This is a genomic window from Sphingobacterium sp. UBA2610 (assembly GCF_002339225.1).
GTDB classification, from domain to species: domain Bacteria; phylum Bacteroidota; class Bacteroidia; order Sphingobacteriales; family Sphingobacteriaceae; genus Sphingobacterium; species Sphingobacterium multivorum.
The window spans coordinates 51409-77269 of sequence record NZ_DDKA01000017.1 but is presented as its reverse complement, the minus strand read 5'-3'; the positions used below and the strand labels follow the sequence as shown (position 1 = coordinate 77269).

Annotated in this window: 25 protein-coding genes; 12 read left to right on the top strand and 13 right to left on the bottom strand. The window is 39.4% G+C overall.

Going from position 1 to position 25861, the window contains the following annotated elements:
• Positions 1-2 precede the first annotated feature (2 nt).
• The 3 genes from B4Z47_RS11320 to B4Z47_RS11310 all read right to left on the bottom strand — a co-directional run bounded on the left by B4Z47_RS11320 (position 3) and on the right by B4Z47_RS11310 (position 3866).
• A complete protein-coding gene (locus B4Z47_RS11320; protein WP_175441947.1) occupies positions 3-1403 on the bottom strand; it encodes a bifunctional UDP-3-O-[3-hydroxymyristoyl] N-acetylglucosamine deacetylase/3-hydroxyacyl-ACP dehydratase in 1401 nt (466 codons plus the stop codon).
• A 138-nt stretch (positions 1404-1541) separates the two neighbouring features.
• Positions 1542-2582, bottom strand: a complete 1041-nt coding sequence (gene lpxD / locus B4Z47_RS11315) for a UDP-3-O-(3-hydroxymyristoyl)glucosamine N-acyltransferase (protein WP_046674769.1) — start codon at positions 2580-2582, stop codon at positions 1542-1544.
• 33 nt (positions 2583-2615) lie between these two features.
• Entirely contained in the window at positions 2616-3866 is a 1251-nt protein-coding gene (locus B4Z47_RS11310; RefSeq protein WP_070561694.1) for an HD domain-containing protein, read from the bottom strand.
• 218 nt (positions 3867-4084) lie between these two features.
• Between B4Z47_RS11310 and B4Z47_RS11305 the strand changes: the two genes are divergently transcribed.
• Genes B4Z47_RS11305 through B4Z47_RS11295 form a run of 3 tightly spaced genes read left to right on the top strand, consistent with a single transcriptional unit; the run spans position 4085 to position 7132 of the window.
• A complete protein-coding gene (locus B4Z47_RS11305) occupies positions 4085-5638 on the top strand; it encodes a bifunctional response regulator/alkaline phosphatase family protein (protein ID WP_070561696.1) in 1554 nt (517 codons plus the stop codon).
• Positions 5639-5650: 12 nt separating this feature from the next.
• Positions 5651-6061, top strand: a complete 411-nt coding sequence (gene tsaE / locus B4Z47_RS11300) for a tRNA (adenosine(37)-N6)-threonylcarbamoyltransferase complex ATPase subunit type 1 TsaE (RefSeq protein WP_070561699.1) — start codon at positions 5651-5653, stop codon at positions 6059-6061.
• 24 nt (positions 6062-6085) lie between these two features.
• Positions 6086-7132, top strand: a complete 1047-nt coding sequence (locus B4Z47_RS11295; RefSeq protein ID WP_070561701.1) for an ABC transporter ATP-binding protein — start codon at positions 6086-6088, stop codon at positions 7130-7132.
• Between the two features lie 9 nt (positions 7133-7141).
• Here B4Z47_RS11295 and B4Z47_RS11290 read toward each other — a convergent pair whose 3' ends face one another.
• Together B4Z47_RS11290 and B4Z47_RS11285 are read right to left on the bottom strand one after the other, a co-directional pair.
• Positions 7142-7993, bottom strand: a complete 852-nt coding sequence (locus B4Z47_RS11290; protein WP_070561704.1) for an alpha/beta hydrolase — start codon at positions 7991-7993, stop codon at positions 7142-7144.
• A 112-nt stretch (positions 7994-8105) separates the two neighbouring features.
• On the bottom strand, positions 8106-9317 hold the full coding sequence (locus tag B4Z47_RS11285; protein ID WP_070561706.1) for an alanine dehydrogenase: 1212 nt from the start codon (positions 9315-9317) through the stop codon (positions 8106-8108).
• A 134-nt stretch (positions 9318-9451) separates the two neighbouring features.
• On the opposite strand from B4Z47_RS11285, the gene B4Z47_RS11280 reads away from it, so the two are divergent.
• From B4Z47_RS11280 to ytxJ, 5 genes are all read left to right on the top strand, one after another.
• Positions 9452-11377 (top strand): polysaccharide biosynthesis protein, encoded by a 1926-nt coding sequence (locus tag B4Z47_RS11280; RefSeq protein ID WP_070561708.1) that lies wholly within the window; start codon positions 9452-9454, stop codon positions 11375-11377.
• A 78-nt stretch (positions 11378-11455) separates the two neighbouring features.
• Positions 11456-12127, top strand: a complete 672-nt coding sequence (locus tag B4Z47_RS11275; protein WP_046674761.1) for a tetratricopeptide repeat protein — start codon at positions 11456-11458, stop codon at positions 12125-12127.
• Between the two features lie 88 nt (positions 12128-12215).
• The gene (gene ribH / locus B4Z47_RS11270) at positions 12216-12704 is read left to right on the top strand and encodes a 6,7-dimethyl-8-ribityllumazine synthase (protein WP_070561710.1); all 489 of its coding nucleotides are present in this window, start codon (positions 12216-12218) and stop codon (positions 12702-12704) included.
• 287 nt (positions 12705-12991) lie between these two features.
• On the top strand, positions 12992-13732 hold the full coding sequence (locus tag B4Z47_RS11265) for a hypothetical protein (protein WP_070561712.1): 741 nt from the start codon (positions 12992-12994) through the stop codon (positions 13730-13732).
• A 1-nt stretch (position 13733) separates the two neighbouring features.
• The gene (gene ytxJ / locus B4Z47_RS11260) at positions 13734-14072 is read left to right on the top strand and encodes a bacillithiol system redox-active protein YtxJ (RefSeq protein WP_197084070.1); all 339 of its coding nucleotides are present in this window, start codon (positions 13734-13736) and stop codon (positions 14070-14072) included.
• Between the two features lie 118 nt (positions 14073-14190).
• On the opposite strand, the gene B4Z47_RS11255 is transcribed toward ytxJ, so the two are convergent.
• Positions 14191-15240 carry an isoaspartyl peptidase/L-asparaginase family protein gene (locus B4Z47_RS11255; RefSeq protein ID WP_083295785.1) on the bottom strand — a complete coding sequence of 350 codons (1050 nt, stop codon included), beginning with the start codon at positions 15238-15240 and terminating at the stop codon, positions 14191-14193.
• The gene (locus B4Z47_RS11250) at positions 15233-15643 is read right to left on the bottom strand and encodes an RNA-binding S4 domain-containing protein (protein ID WP_070561714.1); all 411 of its coding nucleotides are present in this window, start codon (positions 15641-15643) and stop codon (positions 15233-15235) included. The genes B4Z47_RS11255 and B4Z47_RS11250 overlap by 8 nt, the downstream gene beginning before the upstream one ends.
• Before the next feature lie 177 nt (positions 15644-15820).
• Here B4Z47_RS11250 and B4Z47_RS11245 point away from each other — a divergent pair, with 177 nt between their 5' ends.
• Genes B4Z47_RS11245 through folP form a run of 4 tightly spaced genes read left to right on the top strand, consistent with a single transcriptional unit; the run spans position 15821 to position 18596 of the window.
• Positions 15821-16639 (top strand): 2,3,4,5-tetrahydropyridine-2,6-dicarboxylate N-succinyltransferase, encoded by an 819-nt coding sequence (locus B4Z47_RS11245; RefSeq protein WP_070561716.1) that lies wholly within the window; start codon positions 15821-15823, stop codon positions 16637-16639.
• 24 nt (positions 16640-16663) lie between these two features.
• The gene (locus B4Z47_RS11240) at positions 16664-17242 is read left to right on the top strand and encodes an L-threonylcarbamoyladenylate synthase (protein ID WP_070561718.1); all 579 of its coding nucleotides are present in this window, start codon (positions 16664-16666) and stop codon (positions 17240-17242) included.
• 1 nt (position 17243) lies between these two features.
• Complete coding sequence (locus B4Z47_RS11235) at positions 17244-17723, top strand: DUF4920 domain-containing protein (RefSeq protein ID WP_070561720.1); 480 nt, start codon at positions 17244-17246, stop codon at positions 17721-17723.
• Positions 17724-17753: 30 nt separating this feature from the next.
• Positions 17754-18596: a dihydropteroate synthase gene (folP, locus tag B4Z47_RS11230; RefSeq protein ID WP_070561722.1), complete on the top strand. Its 843-nt coding sequence runs from the start codon at positions 17754-17756 to the stop codon at positions 18594-18596.
• Positions 18597-18603: 7 nt separating this feature from the next.
• On the opposite strand, the gene B4Z47_RS11225 is transcribed toward folP, so the two are convergent.
• The 6 genes from B4Z47_RS11225 to B4Z47_RS11200 all read right to left on the bottom strand — a co-directional run bounded on the left by B4Z47_RS11225 (position 18604) and on the right by B4Z47_RS11200 (position 25835).
• Positions 18604-19626: a cytochrome-c peroxidase gene (locus B4Z47_RS11225; RefSeq protein WP_070561808.1), complete on the bottom strand. Its 1023-nt coding sequence runs from the start codon at positions 19624-19626 to the stop codon at positions 18604-18606.
• Between the two features lie 143 nt (positions 19627-19769).
• A complete protein-coding gene (locus B4Z47_RS11220; protein ID WP_286727358.1) occupies positions 19770-20498 on the bottom strand; it encodes an MbnP family protein in 729 nt (242 codons plus the stop codon).
• 144 nt (positions 20499-20642) lie between these two features.
• Positions 20643-22631 (bottom strand): TonB-dependent receptor plug domain-containing protein, encoded by a 1989-nt coding sequence (locus B4Z47_RS11215; RefSeq protein WP_070561726.1) that lies wholly within the window; start codon positions 22629-22631, stop codon positions 20643-20645.
• A gap of 5 nt (positions 22632-22636) precedes the next feature.
• Entirely contained in the window at positions 22637-23542 is a 906-nt protein-coding gene (locus B4Z47_RS11210) for a hypothetical protein (RefSeq protein ID WP_070561728.1), read from the bottom strand.
• 384 nt (positions 23543-23926) lie between these two features.
• Positions 23927-24304, bottom strand: coding sequence for a hypothetical protein (locus B4Z47_RS11205; RefSeq protein WP_075990767.1), 378 nt, complete (start codon positions 24302-24304; stop codon positions 23927-23929).
• A gap of 190 nt (positions 24305-24494) precedes the next feature.
• Positions 24495-25835: a DUF5125 domain-containing protein gene (locus B4Z47_RS11200; protein ID WP_070561730.1), complete on the bottom strand. Its 1341-nt coding sequence runs from the start codon at positions 25833-25835 to the stop codon at positions 24495-24497.
• Positions 25836-25861 lie beyond the last annotated feature (26 nt).

The following is a 25861-nucleotide window of genomic DNA, read 5'->3' as shown; positions in this document are numbered from 1 at the left end:
CTTTAGTTGTTATTTACTCTTACGATCTGTGCCATAAGCTCCGCTTCGCACACAATTTTCTCTCCTACCATAGCCACACCTTTCATTTTTGCGATACCTCTTCGGATCGGCTCCATCAAGTCGCATCTAAAAATAACAGAATCCCCTGGAGTTACCTGCGCTTTAAAACGTGCATTTTCAATTTTAAGGAATAAGGTCAACCAATTCTCTGGATCAGGGACCGTCTTCAGCACTAAAATTCCTCCTGTCTGTGCCATAGCCTCTACCTGCAAAACACCGGGAAATAATGGCGCACCAGGAAAATGTCCCATAAATAGATCTTCGTTCATGGTAACATTTTTCAAACCCACCACATGTGTTTCCGTCAACTCAAGAATTTTATCGACCATAAGCATGGGCTGACGATGCGGTAAAATCTTCATGATTTCTACTGTATCGTATAATGCAGGCATATTGGGATCGTAAACTTTAATTTTTTTACGTGTTTTATCTTTTTTGATCTGCTCCTTTATCTTTTTTGCAAAAGCCACATTCGCTGCATGACCTGGTCGTGCAGCCATAATATGCCCTTTCAAAGGTCTTCCGACAAGTGCTAAATCTCCAACCATGTCCAACAATTTATGTCGAGCAGGTTCATTTTGGTAACGCAATTGATTATTGTTTAATATTCCTTCCTTAGCAACTGCAACGGTTTCTTTATGAAAAAGATGCGCTAATTTCTGCAATTCCTCGGGAGAAGTCTCCTTATCCACAATAACGATTGCATTACTCAAATCACCACCTTTAATTAGGCCATGATCAACCAACATTTCCAATTCGTGTAAAAAACAAAACGTACGTGAAGAGGCTATTTCTGATTTAAAGTCCTCAATCGATGTTATTGCGGCATGTTGGCTTCCCAACACCGGCGAGTTAAAATCGATCATACAAGTCAAACGATACCCGTCCATCGGCATACCCAGTATTTCAACTTTGCGATCTGGCTCTGCATAATGGATATTATTGGATATCTCATAATAATCCCGGTCAGCATCTTGTTCTTCAAATCCCGCTTCCTCCAGCAACTTCACAAAAATAGCTGAGCTACCATCGAGTATGGGTATTTCAGGGCCATCAATATCAATCAGCACATTATCGATTTGTAAACCAATTAACGATGCCATCAAATGTTCAATTGTACTCACACTTGCTCCATTCTGCGTTATTGTCGTCCCTCTGGAGGTATCCGTCACATTATCCGCATCAACCAAAATTTCTGGTTGTCCCGCTAAATCTACACGTCTGAACTTAAACCAGTGATTTTCCGGAGCTGGCTTGATCGTCATCGATACAATTTTCCCTGTATGAAGACCTACCCCCGAAATTTCAACCTCGTTTTTGATGGTTCGCTGTTTTACATTCATTTCTAATAACATATTTTTAAATCAAAACTTCTTTTGACAAAACATTTATCCCTTAAGCTACATCGATGTTGCCATAGCCGTGCCTGGAATGCTTATTTCATCACCATTAAAGAACAGTTTATTTTCAATGAAAAATAATTATTTCAATTTTTTTTCTACTAACTTTTCTAACTCTTGGATTCGTTTTTCCAACTCAGGGAGGCGTGCAAAAATCACATTAGAACGCAATTGGGGCTGATAAGGCATCACCGGTGTACCGCCCCACTTTTTACCTTCTTCTTTAATCGATCTATTCACTCCTGATTGCGCCTGGATTTGAGAGCCCTTTGCAACAACAATATGACCAACAACCCCAACCTGGCCTCCTAAAACCACATGTTCTCCAATTTTTGAGCTACCAGAAATACCTGTTTGCGCTGCGATCACAGTATTCTTTCCAATATCAACATTATGTGCAATTTGAATCAAATTATCCAACTTAACACCATCACGCACGATTGTAGCACCCATTGTTGCTCTATCGATTACTGTATTGGCGCCGATCTCAACATTATCCTCCACTTGCACATAACCAATCTGAGGTACTTTTTTATATGTTCCGTCTTCTTGTGGTGCAAATCCAAATCCATCCGATCCGATCACAACACCAGAATGTACGACGACATTTTTCCCAATCTTACAATCATGATAAATCTTCACCCCTGGATAGAGTGTTGTATTATCTCCAATCGTTACTTTATCGCCAATATAGACCTGTGGGTAAATTTTCACGTTATCTCCAATGGAAGCTCCGCGTCCAATATATACAAATGCACCGATATAACCTCCTTGGCCGATCTCCGCTTCAGTATGTATAAAATGAGGCTCCTCACGTCCGCTTTTGTCAAGACGGAACTCATTATACATATTCAGAATAGTAGAGAAAGCAGCATATGCATTCTTCACCCGTATGATCGTTAAAGTCGGCTTAGTTGCTTGGGTCAATTGTAAATCTTCATTCACAATTACAATCGAGGCGTCAGTAGTATAAATAAAATGCTCATATTTTGGATTTGACAAAAAAGAAAGATCGCCTTTTTTACCTTCCTCAATTTTGGCAAGGTTACCTACAGTAACTTCTGGATTTCCTTCAATCCGTCCTTCTAATAATGTCCCTATTTGTTGAGCAGTAAATTGCATGGTACAAATCTATGTTTTTTTATTAAAAAATAACTACTTGATGGAAGTAATTGCAACATATCCCACCTCTTTTGGATAACATAAGGCGTATTTAGCCACATTTTTCGATAGTGCTTCTAAATTCCCTAGATCAGAAGCCTCTGTTATATCCACGAGCTCACCGGATTTCAATAATATTTTTATTTGATCCTTGGAAGAATTATAGGCACGGTTTTGAATTTCCTGCATAAATACATAATAATGAATATCCTCCTGAGCCACACCCAGCTCAGCTTGTACTTTCGATTTCACTAAATCTACATATGCTGGCGAGAATGGTTTATTGCTCATGACAGAGCGATATAGATTACGTTTCATAACGCGCTGGCACATTGTACTTAAAATAGAATCCTCATGATGTTCCCATGTTTTTATCGCAGACATAATATCCGTATCATCTAAACGAGTAAACCAATCCAAATGTAACGGATCATCCAAAAAATTAGTTTTGTTGACCTGCTGGCTTAAAAACCAATGAAAAGCCGGGGTAGAAAAGAGCTTATGACCAGTAGCCGTTAAATATTTTGCCCGCTGCAGAATTTTAATCAATAATTGTTCAGCACCGATAACGGTCTTATGTAAATAGACTTGCCAATACATGAGCCGTCGTGCAATCAGGAATTTCTCCACAGAATACAGCCCTTTATATTCCACCACGATTTCATCCGCCACGACATTGAGCATTTTTATGATACGATCAAATGAGATCACGCCTTCCGATACACCGGTAAAAAAACTATCTCTATTGAGGTAATCCATTCGATCAACGTCCAATTGGCTCGACACCAATTGATGGAGAAATCTGCGTTCATATTTATTGTTAAAGATTGTAATTGCCAAGCTTAACCTTCCGTCCAAATCCTGGTTGATACGATCCATCAACAGGGAGGACAATAACTCATGTGAAACTCCTTCAATCAAACTATGCTCCAAAGAATGGGAAAAAGGACCATGACCGATATCATGCAGTAAAATTGCCGAAAGAACAGCCTCCTCTTCATCCGCAGAAATGATGACACCTTTACTCCGCAAAGTTTCCAAAGCCATTGACATCAAATGCATCGCCCCTATGGCGTGCTGAAAACGAGTATGTAAAGCTCCGGGATAGACAAGATGCGTCATGCTCACCTGCTTAATATAGCGGAGCCTTTGAAAATAAGGATGTTGCACTAAGTCGAAGACCAATCCTGTAGGAATAGCGACAAATCCATATACCGGATCATTAATAATTTTATTTTTGTTCAACGTGGCGACAAATTAATACGATCATCAACACTATAAATTATGAAACCGAGCGCTTTAATTACGAAGCCTTGGGTAACACTAGTATAAACTTAAAACAAAGATAGTTAGTTCACCGTTAAGAAATGTTAAAAATAAAATCTAAAGCACGATATTTGCTTATGTTAGCATGAGATCGAAAATCCGATCCTCCCCTCTACTAATAGACATATAATAACAAGATGCAAAAAACACATATCCTTTGGGCTGACGATGAGATTGACTTTCTAAAACCACACATATTATTTTTAGAAAGCAAAGGTTACAAAGTTGACACGGTCAACAATGGAAATGATGCCGTTGAAGCCTTTAAGAATGGTTTTTTCCACCTCGTTTTCCTAGACGAAAATATGCCTGGGCTAACCGGGCTCGAAACACTTGCTATACTCAAATCGATCAACCCTACTGTCCCTGTTGTTCTGGTTACAAAAAACGAAGAAGAACATGTCATGGAAGATGCCATCGGCTCCAAAATAGATGATTATCTGATCAAGCCGGTCAACCCCAAGCAGATCTTGATGACAATTAAAAAATTAACGGAGAACAAGCGTCTTGTCAATGAGAAAACATCCATGGCCTATCAACAAGACTTCCGCAATTTAGGGATGATTCTAAATGACAATTTGGATTTCAATCAATGGTCAGAAGTCTACAAAAAATTGGTCTACTGGGAATTGTCTCTCGAAAAGCTTGAAGATAACAATATGCATGAAATTCTGACGATGCAAAAATCCGAAGCAAACATGCAATTCTCAAAATTTATTGAAAACAACTATATACAATGGATTAATCGTCCCGAAAACGCGCCCATTCTATCCCACCAGCTATTTAAGAAGAAGGTATTTCCGACCATAGAAGATCATATTCCGACATTTTTCTTTCTAATAGACAATTTGCGTTTCGATCAATGGAAAATTATCAATGAGGTCATTACCGATTATTTTAGACTTGAGGAGGAGATAACCTATTACAGTATTTTACCAACAGCAACACAATATGCTAGAAATGCCATCTTTAGTGGCTTAACTCCACTGGAAATGGAAAAACGCTTTCCGAAATTATGGCAAAACGATGAAGATGAAGGCGGCAAGAATTTATATGAGGATAAATTTTTGGAAGATCAGATCAAACGACTTTACCGCAAGTCCATAAAACACTCCTACACGAAAATTTTGACCCTGGAACAAGGAAAGGATGTGTTAGACAATCTTGGTAATTTGATGCACAATCAACTGAATGTATTGGTGTATAACTTTGTTGACATGCTTTCTCACGCACGTACAGACAGCTCTATGATTCGTGAATTAGCAAACGATGAAGCGGCATATCGCTCGCTTACATTGTCATGGTTTGAACACTCACCTTTATTAGAGGTTATAAAATGGCTCTCTCAAAAGAAAGTTCGTGTGATCATTACAACCGACCACGGCACGATCCGGGTAAAAAAACCAAGTAAAATAGTTGGTGACCGCAACACAAATACAAATTTGAGATATAAGCAAGGGAAAAACCTGAACTATATTGACAAAGATGTTTTTGCTATCAAAAATCCCCACGAGGCACAGCTGCCTAAACTTCATGTAAGTTCAACATACGTTTTTGCCAAAGAAGATTCGTATTTTGTTTACCCTAACAACTACAATCAATTTGTCAATTACTTTAATGGAACATTCCAACATGGTGGAATATCGCTGGAAGAAATGATTATCCCCTTTGCGACATACCTACCGAAATAGTAATTTTGCAACATGGAAATTATTGTAAATACCACAGCAGATCTATCTCAAGCGGCTCAGACACTTTTAAATAGTTTTCCAAAGGACCGGATTTTTCTATTATATGGTTCCATGGGAGCAGGAAAGACAACTTTTGTAAAACACCTGTGTAAACAATTGAATGTACAAGATAGTACATCTAGTCCAACATTCTCCATTGTTAATGAATATGAGTCTCCAGCTGGCCCCGTATATCACTTTGATTTTTACCGCATTAAAGATGAACAGGAGGCATTCGATTTTGGTTATGAGGAATATTTCTATTCCGGTGCTTATTGCTTTGTTGAGTGGCCGGAGAAAATCCCCAACTTACTTCCTGAAGAAGCAAAAGAGATACATATTAGCATCCTAGATGCAACAACACGTCAAATTTCTATTCGTTAACTACCTTTTTTTCGACTCCCTACTATGGCTCATTCATCCTCTTGTCAATATATTCCAACTGATATCCATGTGCCCGGATTAGCGGCTATACATGCCGAACACTTGAGCTTTTCCTTTCATGAGAACAATATGCAGTTTGCTGTTGAAAATAGTTCTTTCGATATCGACGAAGGAAAAATAACAGCGATCATTGGTGAATCTGGTAGTGGAAAAAGTACCTTGCTTAGACTTATATACGGTCTTTTGGAACCAACTGGTGGCATTGTGCGCTATAAAGGTTGGCAGGTCCCGACGCGCAAGGACAAGCTGATCCCCGGACATGATGCCATGAAATTAGTCTCGCAAGGCTTTGACGATTTGAATACGTATGCCAATGTATGGGATAATGTTGCTTCCCAATTGCCAAACACAGATATCAAACGCAAACAAGACAAAACTGCGGAAATATTACAACGTCTACGGATTGATCACCTCGCTAAAAAAAGAGTAGCCGACATCAGTGGCGGAGAAAAACAACGCGTCGCAATCTGTCGTGCACTAATCAACGAGCCTGAAGTCTTACTTATGGATGAACCATTCAATCAGGTCGATGCCTCTTTTAGGGATACCTTACAACAGGACATCAAGGATATTGTTAAAGAAACCGGGCTAACCGTCATTTTAGTTTCACACGATCCGACGGAAGTACTTGCCCTGGCAGATAATCTTATTGTGATGAAATCTGGCAAAATCCTGGATCAAAACAACCCACATGTGTTGTACAGCAATCCATCGCACCCTTATACTGCCCAATTATTGGCAAAAAGCAATATATTACAGGTTGAGCAAGCTCAAAATTTAGGCATAGCAAGCGAAAAACCAATCGCGATACATCAAGAATGGATCTCAATCAGTCCTGCTGAGCAGTCTACTTTTTTTGTGAAAGATGTCCGATTCAGAGGTTTTTATTATGAAATCGTCGTCAGCAATAATGAGATTAACTTACATGCGATTATTACATCGCAAATAATTCCACAAAAACAACAGGCTGTTGACCTAACAATATCCCACTGGATCTCTTTTGACCATTAATTGCATAGCTTAGTCCTGTGTATCAAGCCAAGATAAAAATGCGTCAAACCATAACTTATCCGAAGTTTTGTTAATTAATCCAAAACCGTGTCCCCCTTGCTCAAAGGTATAAAGCTTGTTGGGTACTTTTGACTTGTCCAGAGCAGCAATCATTCTATAACTGTTTTCTATCGGTACAGCTGTATCGTCTTTGGCATGTACAAAGAAAACCGGACAAACTTCAGGAGATACCTGCAAATTGGAAGAAAAAAGGTTGATTTGGTCTTCTGAAGGGTTTTCTCCGATGAGATTTATACGCGAACCTTTGTGTGTGATATCATTTTGCATAGAGATTACAGGATAAATTAATCCAGCAAAATCAGGTCTTAGGGATACATGTGAAGGATTCACTATATAGTCTTTCTTAAACTTCGTTATTAAAGTGGAAGCCAAATGTCCGCCTGCGGAAAATCCGATAACCCCCACCTTTCGAAGTCCGGGGTGCAGGGTTCTGATCAATTGCATTGCCCGCTGCGCGTCCTGAAGAGGCCCTATAGATTTGTCACGCATGATATTCGGCGAAGGCAATCGATATTGCAAAACATATGCCGAATACCCATTTTTCACCAACTCTTTAGCAACGGCATGTCCCTCATGATCCATTGCGATATGAGCATACCCGCCCCCAGGAATAACCAGTACGGCGATATTTTTATCGACACTTTTATCTGCTGTATAGGCAAATAGCTTGGGGACGTTCTTTTCTAAATTTACCTGCTCTTTATCAGTCGCATTTGGAATAGAATCTGCATAAAGGTTGATTGCCTCCTGCGCTTTAACAAGCGAGATCAAGGAACATAAAATCATAAAAACTTTTTTCATTTAAATAACATTTAAAAAAGATCGCAAAATTATATTTACTAGAAATATCCTTCCATTTTACATGCAACATCTGCATGGAGTAGATCAAGAAGCAGCTGGATACGCTTAGAATTTATAACGAAGAGACGACTAATAAATCTAAATCCTTTGCTGTCATATTAAACCTGGAGGCCATATCTATATTCGTCAGATTACCTTGATACAAATAAATGGAACTTCGAATACCAGGGTTCTTCCAAATGGCATTTTTCAATCCCCCGAGTTCAGCGAAATCGAGCAAAATCGAAGTGAAGATATTGCTCATGGCATAGGTGGCTGTTCGCGCTACCCGAGACGCTATATTAGGAACACAATAGTGAATAACATCAAATTTCCGAAAGATAGGTTTATCGTGAGAGGTCACCTCCGAAGTCTCAAAATTACCACCTTGATCAATGCTTACATCTATAACAACGGAATTGGGTTTCATTTTAGAAACGGTCTCTTCCGAAATCACGCAAGCGGAACGTCCATTAAGCGCTCGTAAAGCACCGATAACAACGTCTGAACTGATCACGGCTTTGTTTAAAATAATAGGTTGTATAACAGATGTAAACACACGACTACCCAGGTTATTTTGTAGGCGTCTAAGTTTATAAATCGAATTATCAAATACTTTTACCTCTGCTCCTAGCGCCAAAGCCGTCCGAGCAGCTTGTTCACCAACGGTCCCTGCGCCGATAATAACAACTTCGGTCGAGGCTACCCCGGTAACGCCGCCGAGCATCAGTCCCTTGCCTCCAAATGCATTGCTCAGATACTCTCCAGCAATTAAAGTTGCCGTCGCCCCTACGATTTCACTCATAGCACGAACCACAGCTAGGCAACCGCCCTCATCTCTTAAATATTCGTAAGAAATTGCGGTAATTTTTTTATGCATTAATGCCTTTAAGACATCCAAGTTCATAAGTGAAGGTTGCTGAGAAGATAATAAAAGCTGTCTTTCTTTCATCAGCTTGACTTCACTAATTACAGGGCTGCCTACCTTGATGATCAGATCCGCTTGGTACACTTCTTCTCTTGAAGATACAATACGGGCTCCCTGCTCACTATAATGGTGATCCAAAAAATTGGCTCCTGCTCCTGCTCCCGTCTCAATGATTACTTCGTGCCCATTTTCTACCAATAATGCAACCGCTAATGGTGTCAGGCAAATTCGCTTTTCCTGAAGCGAGATTTCTTTTGGAATGCCAATAAATAAACTTTTTGCATTCTTTTTCTTCTCAAACAGCATCTCTTTTGGAGAAATCATAGCCTGACTCGCAAGCTTTCCTAACTCATTCATCTTGTAAAATTGATCGTTAGCTAAAATTACAACAAATAATCAATCTTATCAAACGAAGATAAATTTGGTTTGGCACAGCTTTGGAATGAAACAAATTTATCTACATTTGTTTTAAATTAATCAGATATAATACCATGCTCAGTAAAGTCAATATAGTGCCACGGTGGATCATTTTTTTATTGGACATCTTTAGTGTATCCGTCGCTTATCTCCTCGCAAATGTCATTTATTATGATTTTAATTTCGATTTTTTACTCGATATTGATTTTAGCATTCGTTACATTTTATTTATCGGTGTATGTTCTTTGTCGTTCTATCTCTTTAAAATGTATACTGGGATCGTGCGTTACACAAGCGCCATCGATTCCATACGTATATTATCAACGATAACATTCAGTGTGTTTGTTCTCCTCGTTATAAAACTAGTTATCCAAGCAAATGAAATCGAGCGCAACATTCCAACGGCACTCATTATCTTCTTTGCCCTATTCTCCTTTCTTATTTTAACTGTATATAGAACAATTATTAAGATTTTCTTTCTATACACCAAAAAAGTCAACGGTTCCAGAAAAAAAACACTGATCTACGGAGCTGGTGATTTGGGGATTGCTGTAAAAAGAACCTTAGACCATGATGTACGTTCCAAAAATGCTATTGTAGGATTCTTGGATGATAATGATCAAAAAATCAACAAAGTAATTGATGGGACCAAAATTTACTCTTCTCAAAAGTTTAGCCACCTCATCAACACACTAAATATTGAAGAGGTCATCATCGCGTCACACAACATCCCTTCGGACCGCAAAAATGAAATAACAGATGTCGCGCTCGAAAAAAACGTCAATATTTTAACACTTCCGCCCGTTAAAAAGATCATGAATGGCGACCTTAACCCCAATCAGATTCAGAAAATAAAAATTGAAGATTTGTTGGAAAGGGAGCCGATCAAGATTAACGACGACCACATCTTAAGCCAGACGAAGGGCAAAAGAATCCTTGTTACTGGAGCAGCCGGTTCTATCGGAAGTGAAATTGCAACCCAATTGGGAAGATACGAGCCCCAGATGATTATTCTTTGTGACCAAGCAGAGTCCCCCTTACATAATCTCCAGCTTGACCTTCAAGATGAATTCCCAAATCAAGTCTATCATACTTATATAGCAGACGTCCGAAGTACAAAAAGGATGCAATTGCTTTTTGACACGTTCAAGCCGCACTATGTTTATCATGCGGCAGCATACAAACATGTGCCAATGATGGAAAACCATCCTTTGGAAGCGGTACAGACCAATGTTATGGGAACAAAGAATTTGGCGGATTTAGCCGTAGAATTTCAGGTTGAAAAATTTGTCTTTGTCTCTACCGATAAAGCTGTAAATCCCACGAATATCATGGGGGCGACAAAACGTATCGCAGAAATCTATGTACAATCGTTAAACAATCATTTGGAAAATACATTGGGGGCAAGTGTTCACACCAAATTTATAACAACACGCTTTGGCAATGTCTTAGGCTCCAATGGATCTGTTATCCCCCGATTCAGGGACCAGATTCAGAAAGGTGGCCCTGTAACCGTTACTCATCCAGAAATTACACGGTATTTTATGACCATTCCCGAAGCATGCCGACTAGTCCTTGAAGCTGGAACAATGGGACAAGGTGGCGAAATTTTTGTCTTTGATATGGGTAAATCTGTAAAAATAGTAGAGCTAGCTAAAAAAATGATTCGCCTTTCGGGATTTAAACCGAATGAAGATATTGAAATAAAATTCACGGGATTAAGGCCTGGTGAAAAACTATATGAGGAATTACTAAATGATTTAGAGAATACCTTACCGACGCACCACGAGAAAATCATGATCGCCAAAGTCAGAGAAAATAATTATGATAGGGTGTGTATGAAAATCGGAGAATTGCAACAGCGTTTAGCGACGCAGAACAAAAACGAAGTTGTCTATCAAATGAAAATTATTGTACCTGAATTCAAAAGTAAAAACTCCATCTACGAACAGCTAGATAAGGAAATTGAACTATCGAATGAGTCGGAAAACCAAAGTTAATTCACGTTAAAATTTGCAAAACACTTGCAAATTTGCTCGAAAAGTGTATTTTTGCAATCCATATTTTACTGATTAGTAATGTCTAAAAACACAAATAATACAAATCAAGGTTTCAAACCTTCAAAAGGATCTTTTTTTCAAGATAACCAAAAAAGTGTCGTGTTCATTTTAGGTGGTATCGTTGTATTGATCTTACTTTATTTTGGTTATCAAAAGCTTTATCTAGATCCAAGAGCAGAAGAAGCTTCGAATCGTATGTACAAAGCAGAACAGCTTGCTACAATTGATTCGTTACAAAGCAAAGCAATCATGGGCGATGGTGCATTTCTTGGATTTAAACAAATTGCGGACGAATATTCCAATACAAAATCCGCAAATATTGCAAACGCATATTTAGGAGGTTTGTATTTGCGTCAAGGTAAATTCGATGAAGCTGCAAAAGCGCTTGAAAAATATGCTCCGACAGGAAGTCAAATTCTAGATCCACTCGTAATTGGTTTAACAGGTGATGCTTATTCAGAATTAAAAGACTACAAAAAAGCTGCAGACTACTATAAGCAGGCTTCTGAAAAATCAAGCAACTCGTATACAACTCCACTCTTTTTGAAAAAACTAGGACTTGTATATGAAGCCCAAAATGACTACAAAAGTGCAGAGACAGCTTACAAAAAGATTAAAACAGATTTTCCGGAGAGCCAAGAAGCTTCAACAATTGATGGTTTATTAGGCCGTGTACAAGCACATTTATAATAGAATAATTATAAAAATATACTAAAAAGAGGCTATTTGATAGCCTCTTTTTTTGTGACCATCTAAAATCACTATCTTTGTTCCTATTATGGCAAGTAGCATTAAAAATTTATCCGACTTTTCGCATATTCAGGTTGCGGATGCAAGTCCATTCAAATTTGCAATCGTTGTTGCACAATGGAATGCAGAAATCACAGGTGCATTATTGAATGGTGCAATTACAGGCTTAGAGAAGCATGGCGCTCAAGAAAAAAATATCCAAGTCATCGAGGTTCCTGGAAGTTTCGAATTAATTTCGGGAGCAGATCTTGTGTTCAGAAACCAGAATTTTGATGCTGTTATTTGTTTAGGCTGCGTCATTCAGGGTGAGACGAGACACTTTGATTTTATCTGCGATGCAGTTGCAAATGGCATTGCCAATGTAGGGCTCAAATACAATAAACCGGCCATTTTTGGTGTATTAACTACTGATAACCTTCAGCAAGCATTGGATCGTGCTGGTGGAAAACATGGCAACAAAGGTGAAGAAGCTGCTATTACAGCAATACAAATGGCTCATATTGCCAAAAAATTCTAGTTTGGTATTAATTTTGCCTACCATTCAATGATGAAAAGTATTACTGAGCACAGCTTATTACTCAGTTACTTATATTTTATACAAATCGATTAATAACATATTCAGTTATCTTATTAATCGATTTTTATTTTTTCACTGGAATAAATTGTTATTGAATTGTTTTGATTGTATTGTAAATCAGATGTACAACAATCGATAGTTTTATAGACAATGACGCAATGATGAAGTTTATCCCGATCAATTTTGATACGGCTTACTTGATGATTGTTTCTTAAAAAAATAGGATTATGAAAACATTATCGAATGTACTCTTGGTCGTTATGCTGACGTTATTCTGTCAGCTGGATCTAGTGGCGCAAGACGATAGTCTAAACAAGCAGATTTGGCAAAGTATTGGTGGCCAGGAAAAATGGGATTCTTTGCAATATTTGGCATTCTCAGCAAAGGGAAATACCATCTCCGACCAATTGTCAAAAGAAGAGCGAAAATTCTTGTTCAATCGCAGCACCGGAGCATGTCGATTTGACGGCTATAGCGCCACAGATCAGGTGACCTATCTGTTTAATTTTAAGAATCCAGGGGCCGATAAACTCTTTATTGAAGGGAATATAGCTGGAGATGGGCCAGAGCTAAAAAAGTCAATTAAAAACCAGCTATTTTCGGATCTCAATCTACTACTTTTACCCACCTTGATCGGACAGAAGAATGTGCAGCTAAAAAGTCAGAAGGAAAGTTTCAGCGCTGGACAAAAATTAACGATAGCAACTATCAGCTCGTCAGGCCCTATCTTTGGTTCAAAGATGGATGGTTTGCTTTACATTGATCAAAATACCGGTGAGATTGTACGTTACGAATACACAGATAAGGGCGAAAAAAACACTTATGAAGTGAGCAAATATAAGGAGATTGGCGATGGTATACGTTTACCTAGTTTCTTCAATTCGACAAGCAATGACCAAAAGAGTTGTATATTCTCCGCTATTTCGTCTTTTGTACAAGTAGAACAGAAAAAATTTACAGAACTATAATATGATTAACTGGATAGAATTAAATACAGAGGAACAGTTACAGGAGCTTTATCAATCTGATAAAGTTGCAGCCATCTTTAAACATAGCACGACTTGTGGTATCAGCAATATGGCTAAGCGCAGTCTTGAGCGTATGTCTGCGACGTCAGACCATGATTATGCAATCTATCTTTTAGATCTTTTGCGCTACCGTCCATTATCAAATGAGATTGCCCAACGTTGGAATGTAACACATCAATCCCCTCAGATACTGATTGTTGAAGGAAAAGAAAGTCTATATGATGCTTCCCATGGCGATATCCAATTTGATGAGATTGAACAATACCTGACGGCAATTTAAATAGTATAGGCCGTAATCGCTGTTCAATAAAAAATAGTTAACAAAATTTATCCCAAGGGGTTAATATGTTATATTGATCCCTTGGGATATATTATGATGATGAAAACAGCTGTGCTGGCTATTTATAAATTTCTACTGTTATCTTACCGTCTTTGGTCACGGTACCCCGGTACATCCCGGCAGTATTAAAAGGCATAGCAACATGTCCATTTTTATCCAGTGCGATCAGGCCGCCATTTCCGCCCATTTCACCAATCCGATCGATCACTTGCCGGCTCGCCTTATCAACATGTTCACCTTTGTATTCCATTAAAGCCGACACCGAATATGCAGCCACGGTGCGGATATAATATTCTCCCCATCCAGTACAGGAAACAGCACAGGTATTATTGTTCGCATACGTTCCAGCACCAATAATTGGCGAATCTCCGACACGTCCAAACTTCTTGTTTGTCATCCCTCCTGTAGATGTACCGGCGGCCAGGTTACCTGCTTTATCCAAAGCAACACAACCAACTGTACCAAATTTAGCATCCTTATTGATGATTCCTAAACGTGAGCTTTGTTTTTGATCGTGATCTAGTTGTGTTTGCGTACTGTCCTCCCTGTTCACTTTCTGCAAAGCATCCCAACGTGCTTTAGTCCAAAAATAAGAAGGATCTACGATGGTTAGCCCCACTTTTCTTGCAAATTCTTCGGCACCTTTCCCCACCATCATAACGTGCTCAGACTGTTCCATCACCGCTTTTGCTGCTGAGATTGGATTTTTGATCGTCGTCACTCCTGCAACTGCGCCCGCAGCCAAGGATTTACCATCCATAATGGAGGCATCCAGCTCGTTGCGTCCGTCATGTGTAAAAACCGCTCCTTTCCCTGCATTAAACAAAGGTGAGTCTTCCATCACATGGATAGCCGATTCGACGGCATCCAAACTGGATTTACCTTCTTGCAACTTTTGGTAGCCTATACGAAGTGCTTGCTCTAAGACAATCCGATAAGCTTGTTCCATCGAATCTGTCATATTCTTTTTCAAGATCGTCCCCGCTCCACCATGGATCGCCAAAACAAATCCGCCCTCTGTCACGTTTACAGATTTTTTATACGACTTACAGGAGATAGCCAACAGGGCTCCCGCAATTATCACAGCACTTATCTTGAGCTTATTCATCTTCTTTCTCCCACCATTCTGAAGATTGTAAATCATCTATCTCACGACGGTCTTTTTTCGTAGGACGCCCTGTACCGCGATCGCGTTTTAGGACAGGAGCATGAAATACGGATTTAAACCCTACCGTTTCTTCTACAGGCGTCTGATCTTCGTAGAATTGAACAGCAGTCTTGGCGTCAACACGACGGTCTAAAAGACCTGTCACCTGCACCACTTTTTTTTCAATTCCCTTTTGGATATGGTATACATCTCCGATCTTAACTTCATAAGAGGGTTTTATATTTTGGCCTTTGAGTTTTACTCGTCCAGCCTTACAGGCCTCTGTTGCCAAGGTTCTTGTCTTAAATAAGCGAATTGACCACAAATATTTATCAATTCTCAATTTTTCTGATGTTCCAGCCATATTTACAAAAATAATTATATTCAGAAACTATCGGGGCCCCTTCCAGGTAAATTAACATATTTCCGTTATAAATATATGCTTAAAGCACAAGGAGCCATGGATAAAGTTGCTTTTAACTGCAACTTTATCTAAGTTTGTACATCAAAATAAACTAATTCAAATAAGCAAACAAATAATATGGTAGAGCCACTTAAAAAATTGATTGAGGAAGCTTGGGAAGATAGACAATTATTGGAGTATAAAGAATATACAGAAGCGATCCGCGCTGTTATCATGAAGTTGGATAGCGGTGAAATCCGTGTGGCTGAGATGATCGGTACAAGATGGCATGTAAATGATTGGATAAAAAAAGCGGTCATCTTATATTTTCCAATCAATGATATGCGCGAAATGACTGCAGGTCCTTTTGTGTTTCATGATAAAATGAAATTAAAAACAGACTACAAGCACACAGGTGTACGTGTTGTACCTGGAGCTTCCGCTCGTTTAGGTGCATATTTGGCTAAAGGAGTGATTATGATGCCTTCTTACGTTAATATCGGTGCTTATGTAGACGAAGGTACCATGGTGGATACCTGGGCAACTGTTGGCTCTTGTGCGCAAATTGGGAAACATGTACACTTAAGTGGCGGCGTCGGAATTGGAGGTGTATTGGAGCCGGTACAAGCAGCCCCGGTTATTATTGAGGACAATGTTTTTATCGGTTCAAGAGCGATCGTAGTAGAAGGCATTCGTGTAGAAAAAGAGGCTGTATTAGGTGCCAATGTTGTATTGACAGCCTCAACAAAAATTATCGACGTTACGGGACCTGAACCTGTAGAATATAAAGGTTATGTACCTGCCCGCTCTGTTGTTATTCCGGGTTCTTACACCAAGAAATTTGCAGCGGGGGAATACCAAGTTCCTTGCGCTTTGATCATTGGTCAACGTAAAGAGTCTACAGACAAAAAGACTTCATTAAATGACGCACTACGTGATCATAATGTAGCTGTATAAAGTTAAAACTAGTATAAAGATAAGATGAGTGCATTCGTAGATCGTGAGGATTTGAATAAGGCCTTGGAGACGTTAAAAAACGGCGGATTAATTCTATACCCCACCGACACCATTTGGGGGATAGGCTGTGATGCCACCAATCCAGAAGCCGTGGAGAAAGTTTTCCAACTAAAAGGAAGAGATAAATCCAAAAGTCTGATCGTCCTTTTACACAACGACAATCAATTAGCGAGTTATGTCAATGAAATCCCGGATGTGGCTTATCAACTTATTGAATATACAGAAAAACCCTTGACAATTGTCTATTCGAATGCCAAAAATCTTGCGCCCAATGCAATTGCTGAGGACGGTTCAATTGGCATTCGAATTGTCAAACACCCTTTTTGTGAACAGCTTTTGCAACGGTTTCGCAAACCGATCATTTCAACTTCGGCAAATATCAGTGGTGAGCCAACGGCAAAAGATTTTGACGAAATATCGGATGCCATCAAGGATGGGGTAGACTATATTGTTACCTATGACAGAAACGTAACAACAGATGGGAAATCATCTACTGTCATGAAGCTGGACCCTAGTGGTAAATTTGAATTTATTAGAAAATAGCATGAAAAAGATCGTTTTATTTTTTGCATTAGCCTTTGCTGTTACCAATATATCTTTGGCACAGCAAAAGGATATTCCCGGCGCCAAACCTGGTGTAAAATATGGGAAAGAAATCTCTGCGTCCAATGCGATTTCAGTAGCAAAGCTTGAAAAAGAACTTACGCAAAAGAACGCATTCAACGGAAAGGTAGCCGGTAAGGTCGTTGAGGTATGTAAGAAAAAAGGCTGTTTCATGACGTTGCAACGGGAAGGTGAAGAGCCTATTACCGTTCGTTTTAAGGACTATGGTTTCTTCATGCCAGCAGACATTGTCGGTAAAACGGTTGTTGTCGAGGGTATTGCGAAGAAAAAAGAAGTTTCCGTAGCGTCGTTACAACATGCGGCAAAGGATCTGGGTAAATCACAGGCTGAAATAGATCAGATTACTCAACCTAAAAAAGATATTAGCATTATTGCCGACGGCGTTTTGGTTGTCAAATAAGCCCTTCTCACCAAGCCTAGCATTGTTCTGATGAAAATATTCCAGCCTTCACCCTGTCATTCCATACTGGTCGATGGTACCTTAATGGCTTTCGAAAAGCCCATTATTATGGGGATACTCAATGTGACTCCAGATTCATTTTATGATGGTGGCGACAATACAACCGTCGAACTTGCGGTAGAGAAAGCCAAGAAGCTATTGCTTGAAGGTGCTCAAATCCTTGATATTGGCGCCTATTCCTCACGTCCAGGTGCTCCATTGATTTCATCACAGGAGGAAATGGATCGAGCTCTTCCTGCTATTCGGGCGATTAAAACTGCATTTCCTGACGCAATTTTATCAATAGATACCTTTAGGGCAGACGTTGCCGCTGCGGCAATCGATGCGGGAGTGCACATCATAAATGATGTTTCGGGAGGTACACTCGACGATAACATGTTCGCCACGGTAGCAAAATATCAAGTTCCGTATATTCTCATGCATATGCGCGGTATTCCCGAAAATATGCAGGAAAAAACCGATTACAACGATATTGTAACTGACGTAGCCACCTTTTTAGGTGACCGCATTGCGACGCTAAGAAGTATGGGGGTGAAAGATATTATTCTTGATCCGGGATTTGGTTTTGCAAAGACAGTGGAACAAAACTATGAGTTACTCTATCGTGTCAATGAACTTCATTACTTTGAATTACCAATTTTGGGCGGAATATCCCGTAAATCCATGATTTATAAAAAAATCGGAATCACTGCCCAGGAAGCTTTAAACGGCACCACTGCTTTAAATACGCTACTTCTCGAAAGAGGTGTACAAATTCTCCGCGTACATGATGTAAAGGAAACGAAGCAATTGGTTGATCTCTTCTATTCGTAAATCAGCATTATTTGCCTACAAATTTCGGATCACTTAATGTTTTAATAAAAGCGATGATCGCTTCCTTTTCTTCTTCTGTCATAGGAATTCTTTTTCCATTTTCTTTCAAAATCGGATCAAGGTTAGCTGCATCCAAAACACCCTTGTCGAAATAATCCAGCACAGATTTCAACGTTGGGAACTGCCCAAAACTTCCATAAGGCGCTGTATACTCCGCATTTCTTAAAGAAGGTACCCGAAAAGCCATATAGTCTGTATCAATACCTGTGATACGTGCTCGCCCGGCCTCATCTGGATGTTTGTTTAACGGAAACCCGACATTTCTAAAACTCTGATCGGTAAATAATTCTGATGCATGGCAGCTTTCACATTTCAATTTAAACAGCTGATACCCCCGTTCTTCCTCAATAGTGAATTGCTCCCCTTCACCTCGTTTTACCTTGTCATATTTACTGTCGGCTGAAATTAGGGTATACTCATATTGTCCAATGCTTTTATAAATTCGTTCAGGTGTAATATTCTCATCGCCAAAAGCCTTCTTGAACAATACTTTGTAGTCAAAATCCCCATTAATTTTGCCGATAACCTCCAAGATAGAAGAGTTCATCTCTTCATGCGTGATAATTGGAACTAAAGGTTGCTTTTCCAGTTCGAGTATATTGCCATCCCAATTATAAAATTTCATAAAAGCCAAATTCTGCAAAGGCGGCGTATTCCGAAATCCAACACGATCATCTATCCCTACCGCCTGCATTTTTCCATCGGAAAAAGCCAATGCGGGGTTATGGCAACTGGCACATGATATCGTATTATTTCCACTGAATCTTTTCTCATGAAACAGCTTTCCCCCCAATTCAACACCATATTTTGTTGGCTTATTGCTCTTAAACGCATTGTTTAGACTCGGAAAATCCGCAGGAATGTTGAAAGTGACTATAGGGTTATCTTCCAGCTTAGAATCAACAATATCATCCCTACTACAGGATAAAGCAATCACTATAATGGTCAGGATTAAGATGACTTTTTTCATCCTATTAATTTTATCAAGGGTTGATGAATATTCAAAATGTACACAATAGTCTGATGCAGAAAGCATCCGTTCGCTTTTATGCCTAATGTGTTTTCCATAAATGGCTACAATCGCATTCCAGATCATAGCCATTTACATCATATTTAGTTAGAAACACCTTCAACAGTGAACATCCCTGCTGTATCGCTGCTTCCGTTGCCGCCAAGATTATCAACAAACTTCACCATTTCCACTGCTGAATGAATACTAGGTGTAGCATTATTGGCCCCCAAGGTGATGGTATTCGTTTTACCGCTTAGGAGCTTATCGAAATCTGCCCTGATGTTAATCTGTGGTATACTTTTTCCAACAGTAACTATGGAAGGTAAATTCAAGGTAATGTCCCGGTAAGCATCTACGCCCTGTTTATAAGTGGATTCATCGCCGTTTGTACCGTTGACCGTACTCCCTGTGTGAATAGACAACTCTTTATGATCAACACCATAAAAGCCCTCCAATTTCGTAAATCGGTAACCTGTCCCCCATTCCCAATGCATTTTAGTATCATTTGCTCCTGCTGTTGCATAGAAAACTGGGAATCTCAGTTGATCCAGCGTATTTATTTCCTGTTTTACCCCCAAACCGAATTTGATCTGTTTATACTCGCCAACAGGTATATTACTCAGTACATAATTTAAAGTTGCTGCTTTCGCCTGATCAATTACTGTAGCCCCTTTATCCAGGTCATTTACATTATAAGGGATCTCAGACCCGTCGGCTTTAATAAGTCTGATATTGCTAATTACATACTTTAGCTCAGAAAACTGATACAGTTGTCCGCTGGCGGATGTATTTGTCGTGGCAGCTGGGGAATCTGCACTTACCCAGCACAATTGTTGTATTTTTAAATGTATTGTTGAAATGTAAGTTAACACTGTTAGCGACGTCTTCACTTTTGCTACAAGAAACCATAACCAAAGAGATCATCAGGAGTTTAATTGCATTGTTTTTCATTTTATTTTTAAGTTCTAAGGTATTTAAAAATTGATTTTTAAGGATGTAAAGATATTCCTACCCATGCGTGGTATATTTCCCCAATCCGCATAGGTACTATAGTATTCATTGAAAAGGTTCTCCGCACCGACCTGAAACGCGGCATTTAATTTCCCAATATTGAAGTTATAATCTGCCGAAACATTCCAAATCTTATAGGATGCAGTTTGGTCCTCTCCGTATTCAGGACTAAAATTGACTTGACTAAAGTCCCCGTTCATTGAAGTTTGCACGCCGATCATTTTGTATCGGTAATGCACTGATGTTTGATAACTTAAGGGACGTATAAAGGGCAGGTTTCCGCCCATATTGTCTTGCCCTCTGGCATAGGTAAGTATAGCTTTCCAATCTAGACCTGGCAAAATTTGATATTGCGCATTGAGTGCCAGATTAAACAGCGTCGCATGATCTAAAGAGGTATAGCCTTTTACGCCTACCGATTGATAGTTCATGGGGCTACCCAAACTCAAAATCCGGCCAATAATGTAGTCTTGTATAAAGAAATAATTGGCCTTGGCCCCAATGCTTAGCTTTCCGGTCTTAAATCCGGCACTGGCATTGGCTTCATAAGAAACTTCATTTTTTAAATTTGGATTTCCGATATAGTCATAACGATCGAAACTGTTATAGATGTAGTAACCATACGCTTCCGAAACAGAAGGAGCACGATGCCCAAACCCTGTTCCTAGAGAAAAGTCAAACTGACCAATATTTAACTGATAGCTAGCATGTAGGCTCGGCAGAATTCTATTTTTCTTCTGTGGAGAACCCGGATGGAAGATCCAGTTGAATTCAACGTATTTCGAATAGTTATAGTTCAAACCCAATGAACCCCCAAAGACAAGTCTACTGATATCAGAAAGATCTAACGAGTTATTAATGGCTACACTCGCGAATCGTGTGGTCACCCATGGCCAGCTATAGGCAAACATGGTCTGTTTGGATCGATCTTGCGGATACATACGCATCTCAGCTATCGATAGATTATCGTAAGCATTTACCTGTATTTCCGAAGAATAACGATCTTTCTGCAGATTAATTTTAGATAAAAGACCGTAGGTCGTACTCCAGCCTGGCATATCCATATGGACCAAATTCTCCGGACGGGTTGTATCATCCATATAGTGCTCAACAGCATTAAAATAAACTTTGGTGTCCCATACTTTTACCAAGCCCTCTTCAAACAACTGTTTGTATGTAGCGGAAGTGATGATCGCTCTGGATAAGGATAGGTCCATTGGTAAAGCTGGAAATCCCACATCTTTTGCCCGATCAAAAATAGCATCCACCCTAACGGCAGAGAGCGGACTTGTTTTATAGGCCAAGCCCAAAGACGCATTGAATTTATTATATTGCGAATGCCGTACTTCATCGTCATTTCCATCATAATAATTTCCAGCCTTCCGGAAGGCAATACTTCCATCTGCCACAAATTTGTCGCTCGAGTAATATAAATTTCCAAGATTGAACGTCTGCTTATTATTGAATTCAAAACCTGTCTGATAGGCTCCGCCAATTTTTTTCTGCAGCCCAAACGAGGTATTCCTTCTTTTTAGATCTATACTGCCCGCGACCGTAGCGCCATGCAGATTACCCTCCTGCCCCGATTTAATATCGATGGCAGCAAGATTATTACTTTCTACATAAGAGGTTATCGGGTCCATTTTATCCGTACATGCTCCAAAGACATGCATCCCGTCGATCGTAATTATCGAACGCTCGCTACTCATATTATTGAGTAGGGGTTCCCAAGCGTAGGCACCACGTTTGATGAAGCTGATATTACTTGCAGAAGCCAAATATTCATCCACGGAGACTGTCATCTTTAGATCGTTTTCGATCCTCCTTTTAGTAGCTGCGGTGACTGTAACCTCCGCTAGACGTCTCGTGGTATCGCGCGTAATAGGATTGTTTTGTCCGTGTACGTTCCATCCCAAAGACAACATAAAGAGCATAACACTTATTTTCTTCATAGCCTCTAAAATAGAATGTCGATGTATAACTCACTTTTACGCCCTTCTACCCCAGGTGTAAAGTCTTTGGGTACCTCAGTTCCTGCTATTACCCTTCCATTTTGGTTGACCAAAATAAAATTCAACGTCCAGTTGCCTGTCATGGTGTAATTGACAACACCTTGGTACAATCCGTTGGCCTGTTGGACCAAGTCCTTATTATTGGGGGAAGAATGGTTACCCATCGAAGGTTCTGGCATACGCGGATCTAACTGCAAGGTGTATCCGTTGACTCTTGTATAAGACAATTGCGCAGTGTCTAATTTATAAATACCTGCGACCAGTTTATTTTCAGCAACATTTGGTTTCCAAGGAGCAATCAAGGCGATTAAATAGTGTTCGCCATCTTTCCCGGTAAAGGTGGTTATATTACGATTTTTATTGGTCTGCGGCATTACAGTTACATGCTGTGCAGCAGAGAAAGTCTGATCGCCAATTTTAAAATCGATTTCCAAACTCCAGTTTGCTGCTGCAGAACTTTCATCTGTAAACACACTGTAACCCGAAAAGTAGCTCCCATCCAACGTATGGTCCATTACGGACTGGTTTGGACAAACAATTTTCATTCCTTGCATATTGGTTTGGATGGGCAGCAATTTGACTGCGGAAACGGCTACAGGTTCATTATTTTGCTGCTTATTGATTTTCACGCGGATATCATTATAACCGCGGTACAATACCCCGCCCGGGGCTTCAATATGAATATTGTACCCTGAAGAAATAAGGCTTGTAACCTCTTTAAACTCCATATTCTCTTCAACAGTATTTCCTCGTTCGGCCTCATAGTCTGTTTTCGCCTTGGTACAGCCGACTACAAGAAGACCTATAATCGCGATATAAAAACCCGCTTTTTTTATAAATAAATCTCTCATCTATAATATTTCATGTATAAGGAAGCTTTCCGATTTACTTCGTGAACTCGCAAGCCCGGTTTAAATAAATCATGCTGGCATCCTATATGACAAATGGATATATTTTTGTAGCGAAATAAAATCATCCTGTTGATTTTAAGTAGATTACTAACCACGATCAACATTATAATGATTCAGAGCCACATCGCAATGTAGTCCAAATAACCATATTGGTTTCTTTGAAATAAATACTGAATAAGTAGTTTAATCGGAAGATTGATTACTTTGACAAGACATCGCTAAACGCATTTTGACAACGCAATTCTAAAGCGATGCTAGCGTTAGCATACACTGTAAATCATCATCAGCGATCGATTACTTATTCAAATAAATTACTAGCTGGATTTAAACCAAAGGGGGATGAAATATTGTAAAGATGGGATTATAGGAATAATCTTCTTTATATACTGGAAGCAGGCGCTCCACAGTGTCTTCATAAAGAGCCGTGTTTTTAAACGTAAAATCTTGCGTATTATTTATAAAAACAACATCAATGATACGTAATTCAAGATTTTTTTGTTCCTTTTCCTCATGTTCGCGCATTTTCTTCATCAAAATACACTGGCCTCGACAGGCAAGCGCATTATCGTTAAAACGATTGATACATTCGTAACGTGCGATATAATCTCGATTCAACTCGAAGACTGTCCATAGCCATACCGTTGAGAAGCTCTGCAGGAGCATCAAGGGTAATAGAATCCATATAAACAGTCTGATTTTCATTCGAATATTTTATTCTCAATAGCAGCTTACATCAGGAAGATTACTTCATTATCTTGTAAACTGGCCAACTCATGATAATCTGTGTGAGTTTGGGCAAATATAACAAATGAATCTTGGAATAAACAAATGCTATTTAAAAGAAAAAGTCCTAGGAAGACTACTACCTAGGACTTATAAGACTCAATTATAATTATTTTGTTGCAATCGTCAAGACAGCTTTCTTATTGCCTGCAGCTAAATCCAATGTAAAAACATAGGTTTTACCGGTCTCTAATACTTTAGCGGTTTTGATGCCAAGATTGCCCGAGTCGCGTCCATTCTTTCCATCCCCCACAAAAACGATATCACTTGTCGTTGTCAGGTCTGTGCCACCAAATTCACCGCCCCATCCTTTTTGATGGAAAAATTTGAAATTGATGTTATCAGAATTTATAGACTCTCCTGCCTTAACAGTTATCTGGTATTTCTTGTTGCCTAGCGGCACCAGACAAAGCGCTTTATCTGTGTTCCAGCCTACCTGATTACTGGATACCTTAGGTTTTCCGATTCCTTCACCAATAATCCAAACCGCCCCACTTCCGTCATCTTGTAATTTTGCTAAATCATTACCTGTCATCGCTTCAACCACAAAATATTTTAAGGTAAAGTCCGCAGTAACGCGATACTTACCGTTCATTCCGTTGAAAGCGATTGATCCGTCAGGAGCTTGTGTAAAATAGTCCGGATCAATCCACCAATTCTTCAGATCTTCTATTCCGTCAATAACCACCTTCTCGCCTTTTACCATATTCAACTCTGCCTTAAAGTGCTCATCATCAAGGCGACTGAATACCGTTCCATTAATGGCATAAGCAATAATAAACGGTGAAGCTTGATAAGTTGAGGTATTAAATGCGATGCTATAGGTTCCAGAAGTTGAATTTGAAAATGGGATTTCAGCCGTAGACCCTAGGTTTATAACATTATTGACCCAACCAAAATTCATCAGATTGCCTTGTGCGCCCACTTTTGGTGCTTGAATATAGCCCTTTACCGAAAATGGAAAATTCTCTTTTGCCGCATATTGATTACGCCCTACCCTTTCCATGCGATAGGACTTAGATGCTGTGACTAAAGTTAAATATGGAAAGTCGGGTCTGCTCAGATTAATATCAAAAGATTGTTCCGTTATTTTTTGGCTAATATTCTGTAAGACAAACTTAAGGGTTGCTTTTCCATCGGGAATATCTTTCAGGAACGGAACATAAATTTTTCCAGTATAATCTCCATTTTGTTTGGTACGAATGACGGTTTCTGTTACCTTGTCGTCTGTAAAATACAATTGTGCTTTAACCGTAGACAGCGCTACTTCACTATCCGACACGTGCAGCTGAAATTCGAGACTGTCCCCAAAGTTTGCGGCTGAAATAGGTGATTTCAATTCGATTTTAGGATCCCCTATTTGATAGGTATATTTTTCATCCTTTTTACAGGAACTGACTGCGGTAATTGCAGCAGTTCCCAATAGTATATTGATGAGATATCTTTTCATTTGTTCATAATTTATGCGCTATCCAT